Genomic DNA, 18,908 nt, shown 5'->3' on the forward strand with positions numbered 1-18,908 from the left:
ACCTGCGCTTATGCAGCAAACCCACACGGGGGATAAAGCCCTACTTGAGGTTGCGACGTCGGGAATTTGTTCCGGAATATGGGAGAAAGCAAGCCGTCGGAGCTGGAGGGAAGCCAGCTCACCGCGCTTCTTGGTGACAAACTAAGGAGAACGGTGATGATTTACGTCGACAACGGTGGGGCCGAATTGGTGCGCCAACTTTTGCGTACCGGGGAGCCCTTTTGCGTTATTGAACACGGAAAAAGCATGTGGAGGTTTACGCCAAGCCTAGGGCTGCACGTTGCAGATATTGATGAATTAGGAAATGTCGTCCTGACGGAGCACCGGCTTCGCGCAATTCTTGCCGAGGCAACAACCCGTCAGGGCATCGACGCTGCCATCCGCAGCGCATTAGGTGAGGCCTGGGACTATGCTCCAGAACTCGTGCCCGCCGCCGACGACGGTGCGGGCGTGGATCTAGACCACGACTACGACGCGACGCTCGTGCGTCAAACATGACAAGCCTGTGATGCTGCGCGGGGATGCGGGTGACACCGTGGCGGTTAGGAATCCTGCTCCATGAAGTCGACCATGTCCCTAATCGACGTGAACGAATCGATCTGTTCTTGGTCCACCTGGCGCCCTGAGTGCTCCTCAATACCCACGCCGATATCGATCACCGACAGCGAATCCAGGCCAAGGCTGTCCACGGTGGAGTCGAGGGTGATGTCGTCCGGGTCAACGTGTCCATATTTCGCCACAATGCTTTTGACCTCATGAAAAACGTCCACGAGGCCAGGCTACCAGGCGTGAAGCCTGATGCCGTGCCCCGTGGACTGTCAACAAATTGGTGTGTCGCGGGTCGGCCCCGTACCCAGAGCCGGCCCAGGTTGTTATGCCTTAGTGGGGTCGTCGATGTGGAAGTCCTTCGCAGCTTGATCAGCCACCGAGACGTCGATCTTCCCTTCCCGGGCCAACCCAGCTAAGACGGCGACGACAATCGACTCCGCATCGGTGTTGAAGTACCGGCGGGCAGCGGCACGAGTATCGGAGAACCCGAAACCGTCGCAGCCGAGCACGGTGTAATCACCGGGCACCCACTTGCGGATTGTTTCACCAATCGTCGTATCAAAATCGGACGCAGCAACAAACGGCCCGTGGGCGCCGCTCAGCTGCTTCTCCAGGAAGGCCGTGCCCACATCCTTCGACGGATGACGCAACTGTTCGCGATCATGGCGGACACCATCACGAGCCAATTCCGTCCACGACGTCACCGAGTAGATAGCCGCATCGACGTCGAACTTGTTGGCAAGAATATCGCGGGCCTTCAGAGCAGCCTGCATACCGATGCCCGACGCCATGATGGTCGCATCCTTACCATCCTGGTACTGATAAATACCGTTGTGAACGCCCTCGACGTCGAGGTTCTCCGGCTCAGCGGGCTGGTGTATCGGCTCGTTGTAGCAGGTGAGGTAGTAGATGACGTTTTCACCAGGGCAATCCCCGTACATGCGTTCAATTCCGCGAGGAATAATGTGCGCCAACTCGTAGGAGAACGCGCAGTCGTAGGAGACGACGGACGGGTTGGTCGTGGCGAGTGTCAAGCTGTTGCCGTCCATGTGCTGGAGGCCTTCGCCGGTCAAGGTGGTCCGTCCGGCTGTGGCCCCGATGAGGAATCCACGTGCCATCTGATCGCCGGCAGCCCAGATCGAATCACCAGTGCGCTGGAACCCAAACATGGAGTAGAAGATGTACAGCGGAATCATCGGTTCGCCATGGGTGGCATACGACGTACCCGCCGCCTGGAACTCCGCCACCGATCCGGCCTCATCGATGCCCTCATGCATCATCTGTCCGTCGGTAGCCTCGGTATAAGACAGCATCAAATCATGATCCACAGCCGTGTACCGCTGACCATGCGGGTTGTAAATCTTGTTCGTCGGGAACCATGAATCCAACCCGAATGTACGAGCCTCATCCGGAACAATCGGCACCACGCGACGTTTGATTTCCTTGTCACGCATCAGCGCTTTCATGATGCGGACAATGGCCATCGTGGTAGCCACTTCCTGCTTGCCGGAATCTTTACGCATCTGCTTGAGCTTGTCCACGCCAGGAACCGAGAGCGGCGTGAACGTGTTGCGTCGCTCTGGCAGGAAACCGCCCAGCTCTTTCCTGCGCTCCAGCATGTACTTGATTTCGGGGGCGTCGGGGCCGGGGTTGTAGTACGGAGGCAGCTTCGGATCCTTCTCTAATTCCTCATCAGAGATCGGAATGTCCTGCTTCGTCCGGAAGAGCTTGAGGTCATCGAGGGTCAGCTTCTTCATCTGGTGGGTGGCGTTGCGGCCCTCGAAGTTGTGGCCCAGGCCGTAGCCCTTAATCGTGTGGGCCAGAATGACGGTCGGCCGGTCCTTCGTCGCCAATGCACGCTGGTAGGCGGCGAAAATCTTGCGGTAGTCATGGCCACCGCGGCGAAGATGCCAAATGTCCTCATCCGACATATTTTCGACGAGTTTCGCGGTGCGGGGATCGCGGCCGAAGAAGTGCTCGCGGATGTAGGCACCGTCGTTGGCCTTGAAGGTCTGGAAATCGCCGTCATGCGTGTTGTTCATGAGGTCGACCAGGGCGCCTTCTTTGTCGGCGGCAAAGAGCTTGTCCCACTCACGTCCCCACACGACCTTGATGACGGACCAGCCGGCTCCGCGGAAGAAGGATTCCAATTCCTGGATGATCTTCGTGTTACCGCGGACAGGGCCGTCGAGACGCTGTAGGTTACAGTTCACGACGAAGGTGAGGTTGTCCAGGTTGTTGAGCGACGCGATCTGCAGGAGGCCACGCGATTCTGGCTCATCCATCTCGCCATCGCCGAGGAACGCCCACACGTGCTGCTGTGATGTGTCCTTAATGCCACGGTTAAGGAGGTAGCGGTTGAACCGCGCCTGGAAGATTGCTTCCATGGGGCCGAGTCCCATGGACACCGTCGGGAACTCCCAGAAGTTGGGCATCCCATGCGGGTGAGGATAGGAGGGGAGGCCACGGTGTTCGCGGGAGACTTCCTGGCGGAAGCCGTCCATGTCTTCTTCGCTTAGTCGGCCCTCAAGGAATGCACGGGCGTACATTCCGGGCGAAGCATGTCCCTGGAAAAATACCTGGTCCCCGCCGCCCGGATGATCCTTGCCTTTGAAGAAGTGGTTAAACCCAACTTCGTAGAGGGGGGCAGCGCCGGCATAGGTGGAAATGTGTCCCCCGACTCCAATACCTGGGCGCTGAGCGCGGTGAACCATGATCGCTGCATTCCACCGGATCCAGCGACGATAGCGCTTCTCGATGTCCTCGTCGCCGGGGAACTCGGGCTCCATCGTCGTCGGAATAGTGTTGACATAGTCGGTCGATGTGAGTGACGGGAGGGAAACGCGTTTCGCCGTTGCGCGCTCAATCATGCGCAACATGATGTAGCGCGCACGATCACTATCTGCGTTCTCCAGCATCCCGTCCAGGGACTCAAGCCATTCACGAGTTTCTTCGGGGTCGCTGTCATTGAGGTAGGACGCGACGCCATCACGAATGAGGGCGAAATTGCTGTCGCGCGACGAATCGGGCGAGGTATCAGTCATCGACGTGTACTCCTGAACTTGTGGAATGTGGCCAAGATTCTTGGATAATGGCCAAAATCTTTATCTGAATCGATTCTACGCAGCAGCACTCTTTCCAGCAGAAACCAATCAATTTGGGTGGGGGTGACAGCATTATTGATCCCAGGGGCGTCATTCTGGGGGACTTCGTGGGAGAGTCGATGAGATAATTTCACGTAAAAACGGTAACCTCGCTAATAATTCAATCCATATTGTCAAGGAGGCACCAAACCGTGGGCGAGGCGGCCACGCGCGACAAAGACTTTGCTGATCGCATGGGCGTGACAAAAGGAAACATCATCCTGGAACTCGGGTGGGATGACGACTGCGATTCAGCAGTAAGCGAATCACTTGAAGATGCCATAGGCGAACCTCTCTTGGATGACCCCGACACCGACGAAATCGTCGACGTCGTCTTGTTATGGTGGCGAGACGACGACGGAGACCTCGTTGATGGACTCGTAGATGCCACACGTGCACTAGCGGAAGACGGCCAAATCTGGTTGGTGACCCCAGGAGCAGGGCAAGCAGGCACCGTTCCGCCGGGAGATATCGCTGAGAACGCTCAATTGGCCGGGCTGGTGCAGACCTCCGCATTGCGGCTGGGGGACTGGCAAGGTTCCTGCCTGGTTCAGCGTGGGGTGCGTCGGAACTAAAGCGGGAATTAACGCAGGCTCCCAAGCTAGAGCAGGTGCTGGCCTTGCGACGTAAGGCCGGTGTTGGTTTTCTGCGCTCGCTTGCGATTTTCGCCGGTGCGGAAAGTCCGGTTTTCAGCGGTTTTCTCTTTCCAGTACGGCATATGCTAGCTTTGTCTACGGCTTAAGAGCAGTCAGGCCTTGAGCCATGAGCACTTAAGCGCCTTTAGCTCAGCTGGAAGAGCAGCTGGTTTACACCCAGCAGGTCGGCGGTTCGAACCCGTCAGGGCGCACAGCAAAATAAAAACCTCTATTCGCACAGCGGATGGAGGTTTTGTCATATAGACCCCCATTTTCACCCTCAGGCTGGGGTAGAGGGCCTGGCTGATACATGTACCGGACTCTATGTCGCTGTGGTCGTCTGGGTACACTGCTTGTGACCAACTGCCTTCCATTGCTCACGCGCTGACTTTTTATAAAGGGGTATTCTCCATGAATCACGAGCCCGGTCGACGTTTGGAGAATTCGACTTCTGGAACTGATGGCGAATGGGGATCCTTTTATACCCCCCCAAATAACGAGCCCGGGCCTCCAAAAAAGCGGAACCTCATGCCCATTGGCATCACAGCCGTCATAACGGTCGCTCTTGTCATTGGGGCTTCAATCATTTGGATTGCATTGAAGAATGCCGATAAGAACAACGGCCAGGATGAATCCGTCGCAGCGGCCAGTAGTGGAACACTGGAAAGCCAGTCAGAGTCACCGCACCAGTTGGCTTCCGCCAACCCCTCATCTCAATCTGCGTCTGATGATGAAGGTGCAGCTGCGACTGATCGTTGCTCTGAATCCTACTTGCGCAAAAATATTCCGCAGATGACCGGCGAACATGAAGTGGTGTATTGCTCCGGGGACTGGTTGTTGTTCGGAGTTCCCCGAACTGACGACGTGAGTTACTACCACTGGGCCAATGGCCACTGGTCCAAATATGAACGGGACGGAGTTTCCGGAATCAGCGGATATGGTTGTTACCTTAGCTCACGGTTAGATGCTGATCAGGTGCCATCAGAGATACGATCACGATTCACCGAATGCGGCCCCGATGACACCGCGAAGAGCAATCAGTCAGATTCGTCCAGCAACACCGATTCTAATGGCTATATTTCGTCGGTAACCGTCTCGGGTCGGACAGTGCGTGCCTCGTCGCCGGCGTGTGACGGAAGAAATATTGTTATCAAGAATTCAATCGTTGATACGAATAAAGACGCCACAGCCGGGGATATTTCACGGGCACTCGCAGCCAACCCTGGTTCTGAATTTATGACGCCGGGACATTGCTCGTCATTACGTGGACAGCTCAATGGCGATGACATTTATCCTGTATATGGAGATTTCGGCTCCGACAGAAGCGCCATGTGCCAAGAAGCGAAGTCGAGAAGTAACTGGTATCCATGAACCCTCAACGATCGTGGTGACTTTAGCTCCCCGTGCTAATCACACTGTGATAGCCCACCAAGGATGAAACAATGAGTGACACCAGCAGACCTGATGGAAACAATCAATGGGGTGTTAATGGTGGTGCCCCGAACCAGCAGGTTCCCCAGCAGCCGAAAAAACGCTCACGTGCCATCCCCCTCTTGTGGACCATTCTGGCGCTGATTGTGATCGCCGCGGTCGTTGTAGTTACGGTGCAATTCATTAACAACCGTGCCAATAACAACACTTCTGCCGACGGTGGTGCGGCGTCCTCAGAATCCACGACCTCGCCGGCTGAAGAGAATCAGACAACCAGCTCTGCAGAAGCGGCTGACGATAACGACAGCAAAAGTGGCCCGTCAGTAAGCGAGCGGTGCACCATTGATTATATGCACGAAACCGGTGCGATCTACGACGATCTTAATGATGTATTAGAGTGCGACGGCACCTGGGCGATAGCAAACCAGCACGGTACGGATTGGCTTTTTCCGCTTCATTGGACGGGGTCCAAATGGGAAGCGTATATGCCAGACAAAGATAACCCCAATTCGCATTTAGGTGGCCGATGCTACAGCGATGAAAGAATGCAGCGCGATGGTGTTCCTAAAAACCTTCAGACCCGGTTTGGTCGGTGCGTGCCTGAATGGACAGAAGAAAAACATTCCAACAATAACAACAGCGACGGAACTATCACCTCGGTGTCGGTTAATGGAAGCACCCGCTCCATTCGCAATGTCAGGTGTGACGGTGATTATGTCTTGATCGTGCAATCCGTCATCGACCAACCGGGTGGGGACACGAAAGGGAAGTTGCGGTCAGCGTTGGCGAGCAACTCTGACGCCTATTACACCTACCCCGGTGCCTGCCCGTCATTGCGGAAGAAGGATTCCAACGGCAACCTGGTCTATCCCGTGTTAGTCGATTATGGGAACGATCTTGATGCTGTATGCGAGGCCGCTTCAAGGACAAGTGGTGCTTTCCCCCGTCGGCTCAACAATGACGATAGTTATTCATCGCCATGCTAAGCCGTGGTGCGCATCGCTCCCTTCATCTCGCTCCGGAACAATATGGGCTAGCCGGGGGCTTTCTTGCCGACGCTATCCTTGGAGACCCAGCGTCCTATCACCCCGTGGCATTATTTGGGCGCGCGGCACAAGCCCTGGAAAAGCGGATTTATGCAGATTCCCGTCCACGCGGCGTCGCTTTCGAAGCGTTGTCAGTCGGTATCCCCGTACTTGTCACCACAGCGCTCGCCGGCCCTCGTCGCACCACACGACACGCGGTTGTGCTCGGCGTCGTCACATTCTTTAGCCTCGGCGGGACAAGCCTTGCTCGGACAGGAGGCCGGGTTGCCACGGCACTGGAGCAGTACCAATCCGGCATGACTACTATCGACGAGCCACGCCAGTGGGTTCCGTGGCTGTGTTCCCGCGACTCTAACTCACTCGATGCCGATGGCATTGCCCGCGCTGCGGTCGAGTCCCTGGCCGAAAATACCTCCGATGCCGGCGTCGGAACCCTGATCTGGGGAGCGCTGGCGGGAGCTCCCGGAGTCGTGGCGCACCGCTGCATTAACACCCTCGACGCGATGGTGGGCTACAAGAGCGACCGATATATGAATTTCGGGTGGGCTGCTGCCAAGCTGGACGACCTGGCAAATTGGCCGGTCGCGCGGGTAACAGCGCTCATTCACTCCGCCGTTGGCGGGCGACGATCGATCACGGCGTGGCGGAAACAAAACCATCCCAGCCCTAATGCGGGAGTTGTGGAATCTACCGCCGCCGGTGCTTTAGGCGTGCAATTGGGTGGCGCCACACAGTACTCCTACGGAGTTGAAATGCGCCCAGTCATGGGGGAGGGCCCCGCGCCAACTATTGCCGACGTCCGACGCGCGGTCACACTGTCACGCGGTGTTCAATACGCGGCCTTGGGGATCGCGCTTGTTCTTCAGCGATGCATGGACCGGCGATAACTATAACCAGTCTCCAACTAGAACCGCTCTTCGTCCTTCTTAAAACGCTGGGCGAAAGCGTTACGGCGTTTAGTTCCCCCGTAGCGGTTATCGTACAAATCCTGCTGATACGTCGGCTCCGGTTGTGAGTCGCGGTCGGTGGTGTCCTCGTCGGCACTGGATGGTTTGTCCTGACTTCGCTGGTCTGAGGGCACGTGCTCCGACGTCGGTCCTTGGCCTTCCTCGGAGTCCACGCGCTTAACCGAGCCAGCATCCTCGCCGGAAATCGTTGCACTCTCTCCAGCATCCCGATCATCGGCAGCTGTCTCGTCGGTTGTTGGCGTGCCATCTGAGGTGATGTCTTCCTCACCCAGTGCACCGTATTCTTGCTCTTCTTCGCGGGCTTTGCGGCGTTCCCGAATCTCAGCCCACGCAAAATATCCCAGCCCCAGAGGAGCTAAAATCCCGAACGTAATCCACTGGATGCCGTAGGACAGGTAGGGGCCAGAATCCAACTGAGGAAGCGGAATAGCGTTGAGCGCCCCCGGCTGATTCTCTTCAAGCTGGACATAACCTTTAACAAAATTTTCCTGGGGAATCTCTTTCTTATACCAGGATGACGATAGGTTCGTGATCTCTGTGTAGCCATCGTCATGAGTTGTTTTCGGCTCTTCGGGGGCGGGCTCGTCCAACCGAGTATAGCCTTGGATCGTCACTTTCCCGCTGGGTGGCGGAGCAAAGGATGGAATCCTGCTTCCGGATTCAGGCCTCACATAGCCGCGGTTCACCATGATGACCGTGCCATCGTCGGCACGGAACGGCGTCAGAATCTGGTACGCGGCATCAGAATTGACCGGGCGATTGCGCAGCACCAGCTCCTCGTCGGCAAGAAAAGAACCTTGGAGTTTGACGCGCTTCCATTCATTCGATTCGTCGATGGTACCGGTTGGTGCCGACGCCGTCTTCGTGATGACCTTCGACAAAGGTACGGGGTCCGCATGGAACGCTTTTTCCAACCTGTGATTGGTCGCCTGCGTCCGTGAATTTTTCCCGAGTTGCCACGGTGCTAGGACTGTGAACGCCACATAGGCGAACGCGATCACCAGGATTGCGGTAATTACCCATCCTGGTTTGAGGAATGTTCGCCAACCCCGTTGAGCCATTCTTATCGGTCCGATCGATCCTCTAATTCACGTGTCACCCACGACAATAGCCCCGGCAGCGCAGCTTCGATGGAGTGATAAACATCAGTGAAATCCTCTTTCGTCCCGTAGTAGGGATCCTGCAGTGGTTCATGGCGCCCACCAGCGGGATCGAAGGAGCGAAGGAAACGGATCTTGTGCGACGGGACACCATCATTCCGGAGGGCACGTCGATGGCCGTCGTCCATGACGATGAACAAGTTCGCGTCGGCAAATTGGGGACCATATTGTTTTGCGCGGTGCTCAGTCCCATCGAGCCCGTGCTCGCGGAGGGTTTCGACGGCACGATTGTCGGCGCCTTGTCCCACATGCCAGCCACCAAGCCCGCACGATTCCACGCGCACTTGGCTGAGGAGTCCTTCGCGCTCGAGGGCATCACGCGCCATCACGTCAGCCATTGCCGAACGGCAAATATTACCCGTGCATACGAAGACAATTTTTAAGGTTTCGGTACCCGTCACAGGTGATCCTTTCGTGGTGGTGTTGACGCCAACAATGGGGATATCCACGGTGCAGGAAGAGCCTATTGCCGACGCGACTATCTATCGTAGTGGTGGCGTGGGGCTCGCTGAAGTGCGGCATGGGATCAGCAGGGATTGGGATGAGCCGCGCTTGGGATGGGGACCGTGACCTCTGGGTGCTGTTGGGATGGGGGGCCGTGCCCCGTGGGTACTGTGTTCACTGTGAATGACGTGATGAAGATTCATGGGGATCAAGCCGCCCGGGGGGCGGACCTTGATTTCGCAGTGAATGTTCGGCACCCTGTGCCCCCGGCGTGGCTGCAGGAGGCCTTGGCACATCGCTTGGGTGATCTCGGCGCGTATCCGTGGGAAGAGCAGGAAACGTGTGAGGTCATCGCCGATTTTCATGGGTGTGATCCGTCGGAAATCATGCTTCTTAATGGTGTGGCTGAGGGCTTTTCGTTGCTTCCCCAGATTTTTGGTGGAGGCCGAGTTGCTGCCACAGGGAGTCCCGCTAGCCGACGGGGGGATGGCGTTCGAGCGGCTCTTCTGCATCCTTCCTTCACCGAGCCCGATCTTGCGCTGACCAGCGCTAATATTCCGGTCACGCGTGTTATTCGGTGGTCTCTTACCGACGAAGATTGGCCCGGCGTGATTCCTGCCGATGCGAATCTCGTGGTGATTGGTAATCCGACGAATCCGACAGGAGTTCTTCACCGCCGGGAGGATATTGAGCGGGCGCTGAAACCGGGACGGATCGTTCTGGTGGATGAGGCGTTTATCGATATGGCCACGTCAGGGCCTACTGATAACACTGATTGCAGTGTTGGTGTGTGTTCTGAAAACCAGTCTGCGAACCAGAGTGAGTGCCCCGAGTCGCTTGTGCCTCATCGGCCGACCGGGGGGGTGGTAGCACGATCGTTGACGAAGACATTCTCGGTGGCTGGGCTGCGGTGCGGATATTTCGTCGGTGACGCGGACGTGATCGAGAGACTTAGCCACGGACGCCCGCCCTGGTCTGTGGGAACGTTGGCATTGGAAGCGATGCGTCAAGCGGTGAGTCCCCGCGGCATCGAGTGGTCCCGACGCGATAAAGAAGAGATGGTGCGCAACCGGGCGGCGATGGCGGAGGCCTTGACCGCGGCGGGCTGGAATGTTTACCCCTCTGCAGCGCCATTTATGCTGGTCATTCCTCCGGAAAACGATGGCCCGGTATCGCCGGAATCGACGCGTCGTCTGACTCAGGAACTCGCTGCACACAGCATTGCGGTTCGGCGTACAGACACGTTCCCCGGACTCGACGGCAGCGCACTCCGACTAGCTGTGCGGCCCCCGAGTGACGTGGAACAACTCATTGACGCTGTGCAGCACATTCAAAGTAGCCGTCGGGCATAGCCACGTGGCCGTCGCGCACACCCACGAAGCGTTATTGCCTCAGTCGTGTCCTAGCCTCATGTCACAATAGGTCTATGACTACAGTCGCTGATATTCGTCAGACCATGGATGCCGCCTTCCCCCCGCCCCTGGCAGAAGAGTGGGATCGCGTGGGCCTCATCTGCGGGGATCCATCCGCGAGTGTTTCCCGAGTCGCCGTCGCGTTAGAGGCCACGGATGCCGTCGTCGATCACGCCATCGACCAGGACGCGGACATACTCATTGTCCACCACCCTTTGTTGTTGAGGGGCACTCATTCCGTGGCGACGGATGATCCGAAGGGCCGGTTACTGCACCGGTTGATTAAAAACGACTGCGCGTTATTCGCCGCCCACACCAATGCCGACGCTGCTCAGGGCGGCGTCAACGATATCTTGGCAGACCTCCTAGGCGTGACAGAGACAAAGCCGCTCAACCCTATTAAGTCGACGCTGCACAAGTGGGGCGTAATGGTCCCCGTCGACCATGTTGAGAAGGTGAAGGACGCAGTATTCGCCGTGGGGGCGGGAAAGATCGGCCAGTACTCCCACTGCAGCTTCGAGACCGAGGGCACAGGCCAGTTTTTGCCGGAGGACGGTTCCCACCCGGCGTTAGGTAGCGTCGGCAAGATCGAGCATGCCACCGAGGTAAGAGTGGAATTTGTTGCTCGTCCAAACCTCGACAACGACATTATCGACGCTATTGCTCGCGCTCATCCATATGAAGAACCCGCTTTTGATTGCGTCACCATGAGCGGCGGTGTGATCGGTGGGATTGGCCGCGTCGGGAAACTCGCTAGCCCGACGACGCTGAAGGAATTCGCCCAGAGGGTTGCGGACGCGCTACCGGAAACCGTGGAGGGAATCAGAGCAGCTGGCGATCCCGATACGCGCATTGAAACAGTGGCGTTGTGCTCGGGAGCGGGTGACAGTTTCTTGGATCAAGCGCGGGCGGTGGGTGCCGATGTGTATGTGACCTCGGACCTCCGCCACCATCCTGCCGACGAGCACCTTCGCCGCGGAAGGCCTGTTTTGGTGGATACAGCGCACTGGGCCAGCGAGTTCCCGTGGTGTGCATCCGTCGCCACCATGATGCGTGAGCAGTTGGGTCTGCCCGCCGAGGTGATTGAGGTGAGGACGGATCCCTGGACAGTCCACGCCACCAAGAAGCGGTAGGACGAGTCCGAATAGCTCAACGGCCTGCCGAGATGCGCGGCATTAAGTGCCACACGGACGGCCGGTTTGCTGGTTTACTAGAGATCAGTGTTCTAGAGATATAACTGCTAGTGCTGGCGCACCAGGCGCTTCAACCGTCACGATGGAGGAGGACAGCATGAAATGCTCAGTGCGGAATCAAAAGAGGCTTCTTGATATGTCCCGGCTCCACAACGACATTGAGGTTCTGGAAGCGCGGGCAGTCAACCTGCCAGAAAAACAGCGGCTTGATGAAGTCCTGAGGCAGAAAGCCTTGGCACGGTCCCGCACTGTCGCGGCTTCGGTCACGCTCTCAGAGATGGATGCTGAATTATTCAAGCTCAATAGTGATATTGCCAAGCTTCGTCGCCGAGAGGCCGATGATCGTCAACGGCTCACCGTGACCTCAGACCGAGAGCGACGACGCGACCTTAACCACGACATTAACGCTGCCCAGCGGATCCGAGCACGGTTAGAATCTCGACGGGATGACGTCGAAACCCAGCGTGACCAGCACCTCAAAAGCCCTGAGGGTCAGGACCAGCCGCCGGAAACAATTGACTCAGGTGATTCCGTTGCAGCCGCTCGTCGCGCATTGGATGACTCGATCATGGCGGTGCGTCGGCGGATAGACGAAAAGCATCGAAAAGTTCAGGTTATTAAACACGAGTTGCCCGACGAGATTGTCGAGGCCTACGACATACAGCGTGAGGATCACGGAGTCGGAGCCGCTCAGCTGATAGACCGCGTGTGCCAGGGGTGCCACATGTCGCTGGATAATGCCACGTTAACGGCATTTCGCAAGGCCCCGCCGACGAGCTCCTCCAATGCCCGGAGTGCAATACGTACCTCATTCGGTACAACCCCGAACTGGAAGGAGCGGTCTGATGGCTGCCTGGCTACCGGGATCATCCGAGACGCAGCGCTGCCGGTTAGTGTTGCTCCGTCATGGGCAAACGCCGTACTCCACACAAGGTAAGTACGCGGGCCGCGACGACATACCTCTCACCGATGAAGGACACCGCCAGGCACGTCGAGCTGGCCGATGGCTGCGCGACGCCGACTTAACCGCCGCGGTGACATCGCCAGCGTTGCGTTGCCGTCAAACCCTTGATGACCTCACAGACGAATTAGTCCCTGGGGCGGACCAGCCCGCGGAGTTGCCCGTCGACGTCGTCGATAACCTCATCGAACTTGATTTCGGCGAATGGGACGGGCGGACGTTCAAGGACGTTCATGACCATTTCGGCGAAACACAAGAAAAGTGGTTCACGGATTGGACCATGCCCGTACCGGGTGGAGAAAGTGTTCAGGCTGTTGATCAGCGGGTTCACAAGGCGGTGACGGAACTCGTTGACCAGCACTGGGGAGATAACCTGCTCCTTGTTAGCCATGTGACCCCCATCAAGTCGGTTCTGCGTCGCGCTTTGTGTGCCGACTCTGACTTCTTTGTTCGGCTTCACCTGGATACGTCGTCAATCAGCATCGTTGATTTTTATAGCGACGGCCCGATCTGCGTGCAGGCTATCAATTCCACCGCGCACCTTGTTGATGGGGTAGAGTGAAGCCTCGCGATTGAGCCGGCCGGGTAATCGCGGGGGCGGAATCGACAGCAGAGCGAGATCTCTGATTGCAGAGACCGTGCCTGATGCTGCGCAGACCGTCGTCGAGGAAAGTCCGGACTCCACAGAGCACGGATGTTGCTAACAGCAACCCAGGGCGACCTGAGGGCACGTGCAACAGAAAGTAGACCGCCTGCAGACGCAACATCTGCAGGTAAGGGTGAAAGGGTGCGGTAAGAGCGCACCAGCACTGCAGGTGACTGTGGTGGCTAGGTAAACCCTTCCGGGAGCAAGGCATGATGGCGCACCGCTGCTTTGGTGCGCCGGCGCGGGCGTTTGAGGGCTGCTCGTCCAAGTCCGCGGGTAAGCCGCGTGAGGCTGCTAGCGATGGCAGCCCGAGATAGATGATTACCTCCCATGCCAGGGGAGACCCCGCATGGCAGACAAAATCCGGCTTATAGGCCGGCTCATTCGTTTTTGTGCGGGAGTGCAGGGTTGTTGGCTACATGTGTGGGGGCTGTGGCTTTGTTGGCTACGTGAGTGAGAGCTGTATGTGTGCCGGCTCGGCGAAAGATAGTTCCGTGACTGTTATTCCGCTGTTTCTCGCGCTTTCGCTCCGTGGCCCGTCGCTCCGCATCTTGTCGCCAGTTTGTGGTTGAGTCTCATCCTTATTCGGCTTCACCAATGCGAGTACCGACGTGGACGCGCCGGTGACAGGCCGTGCAGCAACAATCCTCTGGCCGGGAATTTCCCCGATAACGTCACAGCCAGCTGGCGTTGCAATGTCTCTCAGTATTCGCTGCTGGGTGGGCGTTGCAGCAGAAACCAGCTCGATCAGTTCGCGGCCTGACGTCGTGAGCGTCGAGGCCACCCGAGTCGTGCGTCGCGATTTCACGTCCATCGCCGCGTGGCGCGCACGTGAACTATCCCGCCCGCATAACTGCAGCCACCGGCGCGCCTCCATGACTGACGGATAGTCCGGCTGCTGTTCATCAGCAGTCGTGTCGCGCCGGGAAATATCAAGCCACTCCAGAACACGCTGCGGAGCAGACGGCAAGTCCCATAGCGTTTCGACGCCGAAGGTGGAACATGCGCGCCACAAGAAAGCATCGTTACGCTGGGTTTTCGATGCCCATCCCTGTGCGTGATCGAGGTCTTCGTCGGTAGGCGTAGCAGAGAGCATTACTGGGTGGAGAGGCTCCCGTTTGTCAGTAAAAGGCAGCGCGGTGACGGCGTCGTCGAACTGTGTGAGATGAGTGAGCGTTCCGGGCTGACTGCGGAAAATGACCGACGGTCGCCACCACGATGTGGGGGAGTACGCGGACTGTCGGAGTGCCTTCGCCGTGAGTGTGGCCAGCGCGGGCGGGCACGGTGGGTCATCCTTGCCGGAGAGCGCCGTCGCTAGTGCCATGGTTATCGCGGCAGTGGCCGCAGCGTGTTCACCGAAACCTTCACCGGGTGGAATAGAGGACATGATCGTCACGTAGAGGAGAATCGACCGTCGAAGCCCACTTTGCTGGTGTGCCACAGTGTCCAGCACGGTGCGCACCACGTCGTCAGCGTCGGCAATGGGGTAAGGACCGGCCGAATGAACACCGAAGGACATACCGGTTTCAGATGGGTTTAGCTGATCGTGGTTGCCCTGAGGTGGTGTCGTTGTGAGACTGATCGCGACCTGAACCGACGGCTCGATCGTCTGCGCGATCGTGGTTCCACCAATGGGCGCGACATATTCGCCCAGCCAGGCCAGTGTTCCGGGTGTAGAAACAATCCATGTCGGATCAACACCCCATGCCCGAGTATGCGCATCAGTAAGCAAAGCAGGGGAGGGTGAACCGGACATGAAATCCTTTCTGCTGTGAGACTGTTTTCTGAGACGCTGAGGCCTACGAACAATGGTAGGTAGATAATGGTCTATTGCGGGCGATGTAGGCGAGAGTGAAATAAACTTGTTATGCGCCTGTGAAAAAACTGCGATTTTTGCGCGGTGACGGTTTCCACATACTGCAGAAAGGGCACTCACCATGGCCACCGACGATCAAAAGTGGTACTTCAATTCAGAAACTAAGGAAGTTTCGCAGGGGAAGAAGTCGAGCTGGCTTAACCGCATGGGGCCGTACGACTCCAAAGAAGAAGCCGAGCACGCGCTTGAGCGAGCTCACGAGCGCAATCAAGAGGCCGACGAAGCCGATGAAGAGTGGGAAGACGAGGAGGACTAGCCGACGGCTCCACGGCCGAGGTCTTATCGACGCCTAGTCGGGCATGGTGTCGCCCATAGCCATGACGAGCTTGGACGGGCTCGACGATTTCTTCGCCCCAGCTGCTAGAGCGTGCTGAGAGAGTCGGTCTAAGAAGTCATCAGCAAAGCTATGATTATCGCGTTGGCCGTCACCATCGTTGCGATCGTCGAGGATCTCGGGGCTGAGCTCAATTTCCCATTCCCGCCAGTGCTGGGCTTGTCCGCCTTCGAGGAGCCCGCGCGATGAGACGTGGTCATCGCAGAATTCAGCTCCCTTGTATGAGGTAGCACTTTTGCCTGATTCAGCATCTCCGCGCGAGCTAGGGGAGTCCACCATCACGTCGGTCACGTGCCGCTCATTGTCAACTTGTGCGATGGCGATAAAGTCCGCCGAGTCATCGTCCGCCGGTGCAGCAGGCAGTGCCTCATGAAGTGTCTCAAGGAGCGCACGAGGCGGACGAACATGGTGGGAATCCGTTGCGTCCCCCGCGTCCAATGGGGCATGGACTTCGCGACGCCCGCGCGTTCCCGGAAGTTTGAGATGCCATCCTTCGTCGGGGCCCCCGCTGCGACGTCGCAACGTGATCTTATTCCTGGTCAACTGGAGGTCTGGCGTGTCGTAGTACGTCGCCGAGAGCGTAAACCGCTGTTCAGCCCCAACCCCAGCGACTCCCTCCACCGAGGAAAAATCAGGCACCGGGGTGGCGTCGTCCACGGAAAACTTAACTTCGACTTCCAGCTGATCAGTAGAACTCATGACGCTAAGTGTAGGTGCGCGCCGCCGTTTAAGCCTTCGGGTTGTCCGAGAAAGCATGGTCAGCGTCGGGGAAAGTGCCTTCGGCTACTCGTTCCCGATACCGCTGAGCAGCGTCGCGTAATTCCTGGCCGATCTGCCCGAATTCCTCGACGAACGACGGAGTGCGTCGACCCGCTGGCATCGCCGCCATATCCTGCCACACGAGTACTTGGCCGTCAGTGCCAGCGCCAGCACCAATGCCGATAGTGGGGATGGGAAGCTCCTTCGTGATCTCCCGGGCAATGTCCTCCGGCACCATTTCAAGAACGACGGCAGACGCGCCGGCCTCACACACAGCCTTCGCGTCGCGGCTCAGCTGCTCAGCACCACTGCCACGCCCTTGCACCCGGAAACCACCCAGCGAAGACACCGACTGAGGCGTAAACCCAATATGCGCCATCACGGCAATCCCGGCCTGAGTAATCGCCCGAATACGTGGCGCGATTCGCTCGCCACCTTCGATTTTCACCATGTCGGCACCAGAACCATGAACCATCCGCACAGCATTAGCGACGGCGTGCTCATCCGATTGCTCGTAGGCGCCGAACGGCAGATCCGCGAGGACGAGTGCGTGGGGAGCGCCCCTCACCACAGCTGCAGCCAGAGGGATGAGCTCCTCCATCGTGATCGTCGTCGTCGATGAATACCCATAAACGACGTTGGCCGCGGAATCACCGACCAGAAGCACGGGGATGTCGGCGTCGTCAAAAATGCGAGCCGTCGTGAAATCATAGGCAGTCAGCATTGCCCAGCGTTTACCCTCACGCTTGAACTGATCGAGGTGATGAATCCGAGTTTTCCGCCTCGGCTTTTCTGACTGTTGCGGAGCGTCGGGGTGAGCAGACATAGGCTAGATTCCTCTCTCAAATAAACAGGGTTTTCGGGTTTTTCTCTGGGTATTTCTACTGGTGTGACCACCGTATGTGCCAGGGGGGTGGGGGCTTTCCCACGCATCAAACTCTATTCACATACACGCGCTCTGTGGCTAACACGCGCCCATGTCCCACCCACCGACTACCCTGTAGGTATGAATCGGCAACAAGAATTTGTCCTCCGAACCTTTGACGAACGCGACATCCGCTTTGTGCGCCTCTGGTTCACCGATGTTCAGGGATACTTAAAATCCGTGGCCATCGCTCCCGCCGAGCTCGAAGGCGCATTCGCCGAAGGCATCGGATTCGACGGGTCAGCCATCGAGGGCTTCTCCCGCGTCTCGGAGTCCGACACCATCGCCCGGCCGGACCCATCCACATTCCAAATGCTGCCCTTCCCGTACGACGGCCAACTCACGTCCGCACGAATGTTCTGCGATATCGCCCTGCCGGACGGTCAACCCTCCTACGCCGACCCCCGCCAAGTCCTACGTCGGCAATTAAACAGAGCAGCCGACGACGGATTCACCTCCTACGTCCACCCCGAAATTGAGTTCTTCCTCGTCAGAAGCCTCATGACGGAAGGCAAAGAACCGACCCCGACCGATAATGGCGGATACTTTGACCAGGCCGTTCACGATGAAGCCCCGGGCTTCCGACGGGATGCTATCACAGCCCTCGAGTCGATGGGCATATCCGTCGAGTTTTCGCACCATGAAACCGCGCCGGGCCAGCAAGAAATCGACCTCCGCTATGACGATGTGCTCTCCATGGCGGACAACATTATGACCTTCCGCTTCCTCATTAAGCAGGTTGCTTTGCAAAGCGGGGTTCGGGCGACGTTCATGCCCAAGCCATTCGCTAATAGAGCGGGCTCCGCCATGCACACCCACATGTCCCTCTTTGAAGGCGACACCAACGCATTCCACGATCCCGATGACGAATTCAATTTGTCGGCCACCGCGCGGTCCTTTGTTGCCGGAATCTTGGAGCACGCCAACGAGATTTCGGCCGTGACGAACCAGTGGGTCAACTCGTATAAGCGCGTGGTCTTTGGGGATGAGGCGCCGACGTCGGCAACGTGGGGCTTGTCTAACCGATCGGCGTTGGTTCGTGTACCCCGATACACCTCGACAAAGGCCTCATCACGTCGCGTCGAAGTGAGAAGCCCCGACTGCGCATGTAACCCCTATCTGGCATTCTCGGTGCTCCTCGCGGCGGGATTGAAAGGCGTGCGCGAAGGGTACGACCTCCCGCCACAGGCTGAGGACGATATATCGTCCCTGACACGCAGGGAACGTCGCGCGCTCGGCTACCGCGACCTTCCGACGTCGTTAGACGAAGCACTCCGTGAAATGGAGCGCTCAGAACTTGTTGCGGACACCCTCGGTGAGCACGTTTTCGAGTACTTCCTCCGCAACAAATGGCAGGAATGGCATGATTACCAAAGCCAGGTCACGCCATGGGAGTTGGACACCACGCTGGACTACTAAAGCCAGG

18 protein-coding genes, 1 tRNA gene and 1 other RNA gene are annotated in these 18,908 nt (G+C 57.8%); 13 read left to right on the top strand and 7 right to left on the bottom strand.

The window, feature by feature from the left end; genetic code table 11:
• Nucleotides 1-78 precede the first annotated feature (78 nt).
• Nucleotides 79-498: a DUF3145 family protein gene (locus tag KCQ76_RS07715; RefSeq protein ID WP_082089896.1), complete on the top strand. Its 420-nt coding sequence runs from the start codon at nucleotides 79-81 to the stop codon at nucleotides 496-498.
• Between the two features lie 44 nt (nucleotides 499-542).
• Here the strand turns inward: KCQ76_RS07715 and KCQ76_RS07720 are convergent, their stop codons facing one another.
• Together KCQ76_RS07720 and aceE are read right to left on the bottom strand one after the other, a co-directional pair.
• Nucleotides 543-770: an acyl carrier protein gene (locus KCQ76_RS07720; protein ID WP_046203045.1), complete on the bottom strand. Its 228-nt coding sequence runs from the start codon at nucleotides 768-770 to the stop codon at nucleotides 543-545.
• A 102-nt stretch (nucleotides 771-872) separates the two neighbouring features.
• On the bottom strand, nucleotides 873-3,593 hold the full coding sequence (gene aceE / locus KCQ76_RS07725) for a pyruvate dehydrogenase (acetyl-transferring), homodimeric type (RefSeq protein WP_046203044.1): 2,721 nt from the start codon (nucleotides 3,591-3,593) through the stop codon (nucleotides 873-875).
• Nucleotides 3,594-3,886: 293 nt separating this feature from the next.
• Here aceE and KCQ76_RS07730 point away from each other — a divergent pair, with 293 nt between their 5' ends.
• From KCQ76_RS07730 to KCQ76_RS07750, 5 genes are all read left to right on the top strand, one after another.
• Nucleotides 3,887-4,267, top strand: coding sequence for a DUF3052 domain-containing protein (locus KCQ76_RS07730; RefSeq protein ID WP_082089925.1), 381 nt, complete (start codon nucleotides 3,887-3,889; stop codon nucleotides 4,265-4,267).
• A 199-nt stretch (nucleotides 4,268-4,466) separates the two neighbouring features.
• Nucleotides 4,467-4,539: transfer RNA gene (locus tag KCQ76_RS07735), tRNA-Val, on the top strand.
• A gap of 316 nt (nucleotides 4,540-4,855) precedes the next feature.
• On the top strand, nucleotides 4,856-5,698 hold the full coding sequence (locus KCQ76_RS07740; protein ID WP_146003171.1) for a hypothetical protein: 843 nt from the start codon (nucleotides 4,856-4,858) through the stop codon (nucleotides 5,696-5,698).
• A gap of 71 nt (nucleotides 5,699-5,769) precedes the next feature.
• Complete coding sequence (locus KCQ76_RS07745) at nucleotides 5,770-6,744, top strand: hypothetical protein (RefSeq protein ID WP_052722334.1); 975 nt, start codon at nucleotides 5,770-5,772, stop codon at nucleotides 6,742-6,744.
• Nucleotides 6,738-7,691 carry a CobD/CbiB family cobalamin biosynthesis protein gene (locus tag KCQ76_RS07750; RefSeq protein WP_060941943.1) on the top strand — a complete coding sequence of 318 codons (954 nt, stop codon included), beginning with the start codon at nucleotides 6,738-6,740 and terminating at the stop codon, nucleotides 7,689-7,691. Before KCQ76_RS07745 ends, KCQ76_RS07750 begins: the two co-directional genes overlap by 7 nt.
• Nucleotides 7,692-7,708: 17 nt before the next feature.
• Here the strand turns inward: KCQ76_RS07750 and KCQ76_RS07755 are convergent, their stop codons facing one another.
• The gene (locus KCQ76_RS07755) at nucleotides 7,709-8,833 is read right to left on the bottom strand and encodes an SURF1 family cytochrome oxidase biogenesis protein (RefSeq protein ID WP_046203042.1); all 1,125 of its coding nucleotides are present in this window, start codon (nucleotides 8,831-8,833) and stop codon (nucleotides 7,709-7,711) included.
• Nucleotides 8,834-8,835: 2 nt separating this feature from the next.
• On the bottom strand, nucleotides 8,836-9,333 hold the full coding sequence (locus KCQ76_RS07760; RefSeq protein WP_046203041.1) for a low molecular weight protein-tyrosine-phosphatase: 498 nt from the start codon (nucleotides 9,331-9,333) through the stop codon (nucleotides 8,836-8,838).
• Nucleotides 9,334-9,567: 234 nt separating this feature from the next.
• Between KCQ76_RS07760 and cobC the strand changes: the two genes are divergently transcribed.
• From cobC to rnpB, 5 genes are all read left to right on the top strand, one after another.
• Complete coding sequence (gene cobC / locus KCQ76_RS07765) at nucleotides 9,568-10,728, top strand: pyridoxal phosphate-dependent aminotransferase (protein ID WP_046203168.1); 1,161 nt, start codon at nucleotides 9,568-9,570, stop codon at nucleotides 10,726-10,728.
• Nucleotides 10,729-10,802: 74 nt separating this feature from the next.
• Nucleotides 10,803-11,921: a Nif3-like dinuclear metal center hexameric protein gene (locus tag KCQ76_RS07770; RefSeq protein ID WP_060941944.1), complete on the top strand. Its 1,119-nt coding sequence runs from the start codon at nucleotides 10,803-10,805 to the stop codon at nucleotides 11,919-11,921.
• Between the two features lie 157 nt (nucleotides 11,922-12,078).
• Nucleotides 12,079-12,918, top strand: a complete 840-nt coding sequence (locus KCQ76_RS07775) for a zinc ribbon domain-containing protein (protein WP_052722332.1) — start codon at nucleotides 12,079-12,081, stop codon at nucleotides 12,916-12,918.
• Nucleotides 12,827-13,504 carry a histidine phosphatase family protein gene (locus KCQ76_RS07780; protein ID WP_046203040.1) on the top strand — a complete coding sequence of 226 codons (678 nt, stop codon included), beginning with the start codon at nucleotides 12,827-12,829 and terminating at the stop codon, nucleotides 13,502-13,504. Before KCQ76_RS07775 ends, KCQ76_RS07780 begins: the two co-directional genes overlap by 92 nt.
• A gap of 11 nt (nucleotides 13,505-13,515) precedes the next feature.
• Nucleotides 13,516-13,975: RNase P RNA component class A (gene rnpB / locus KCQ76_RS07785), an RNA gene on the top strand.
• Nucleotides 13,976-14,033: 58 nt separating this feature from the next.
• On the opposite strand, the gene KCQ76_RS07790 is transcribed toward rnpB, so the two are convergent.
• Nucleotides 14,034-15,344, bottom strand: coding sequence for a hypothetical protein (locus KCQ76_RS07790; RefSeq protein WP_046205234.1), 1,311 nt, complete (start codon nucleotides 15,342-15,344; stop codon nucleotides 14,034-14,036).
• 181 nt (nucleotides 15,345-15,525) lie between these two features.
• Here KCQ76_RS07790 and KCQ76_RS07795 point away from each other — a divergent pair, with 181 nt between their 5' ends.
• Nucleotides 15,526-15,720 (top strand): hypothetical protein, encoded by a 195-nt coding sequence (locus KCQ76_RS07795; protein WP_046203038.1) that lies wholly within the window; start codon nucleotides 15,526-15,528, stop codon nucleotides 15,718-15,720.
• Between the two features lie 33 nt (nucleotides 15,721-15,753).
• Here the strand turns inward: KCQ76_RS07795 and KCQ76_RS07800 are convergent, their stop codons facing one another.
• Both KCQ76_RS07800 and panB read right to left on the bottom strand, forming a co-directional pair.
• Entirely contained in the window at nucleotides 15,754-16,497 is a 744-nt protein-coding gene (locus KCQ76_RS07800) for a CYTH domain-containing protein (protein ID WP_052722330.1), read from the bottom strand.
• A gap of 28 nt (nucleotides 16,498-16,525) precedes the next feature.
• Nucleotides 16,526-17,383 carry a 3-methyl-2-oxobutanoate hydroxymethyltransferase gene (gene panB, locus KCQ76_RS07805; protein ID WP_046203037.1) on the bottom strand — a complete coding sequence of 286 codons (858 nt, stop codon included), beginning with the start codon at nucleotides 17,381-17,383 and terminating at the stop codon, nucleotides 16,526-16,528.
• Between the two features lie 180 nt (nucleotides 17,384-17,563).
• On the opposite strand from panB, the gene glnA reads away from it, so the two are divergent.
• Nucleotides 17,564-18,901: a type I glutamate--ammonia ligase gene (gene glnA / locus KCQ76_RS07810; RefSeq protein ID WP_046205233.1), complete on the top strand. Its 1,338-nt coding sequence runs from the start codon at nucleotides 17,564-17,566 to the stop codon at nucleotides 18,899-18,901.
• Nucleotides 18,902-18,908 lie beyond the last annotated feature (7 nt).

This window comes from Corynebacterium parakroppenstedtii (assembly GCF_019754935.1).
GTDB lineage: Bacteria > Actinomycetota > Actinomycetes > Mycobacteriales > Mycobacteriaceae > Corynebacterium > Corynebacterium parakroppenstedtii.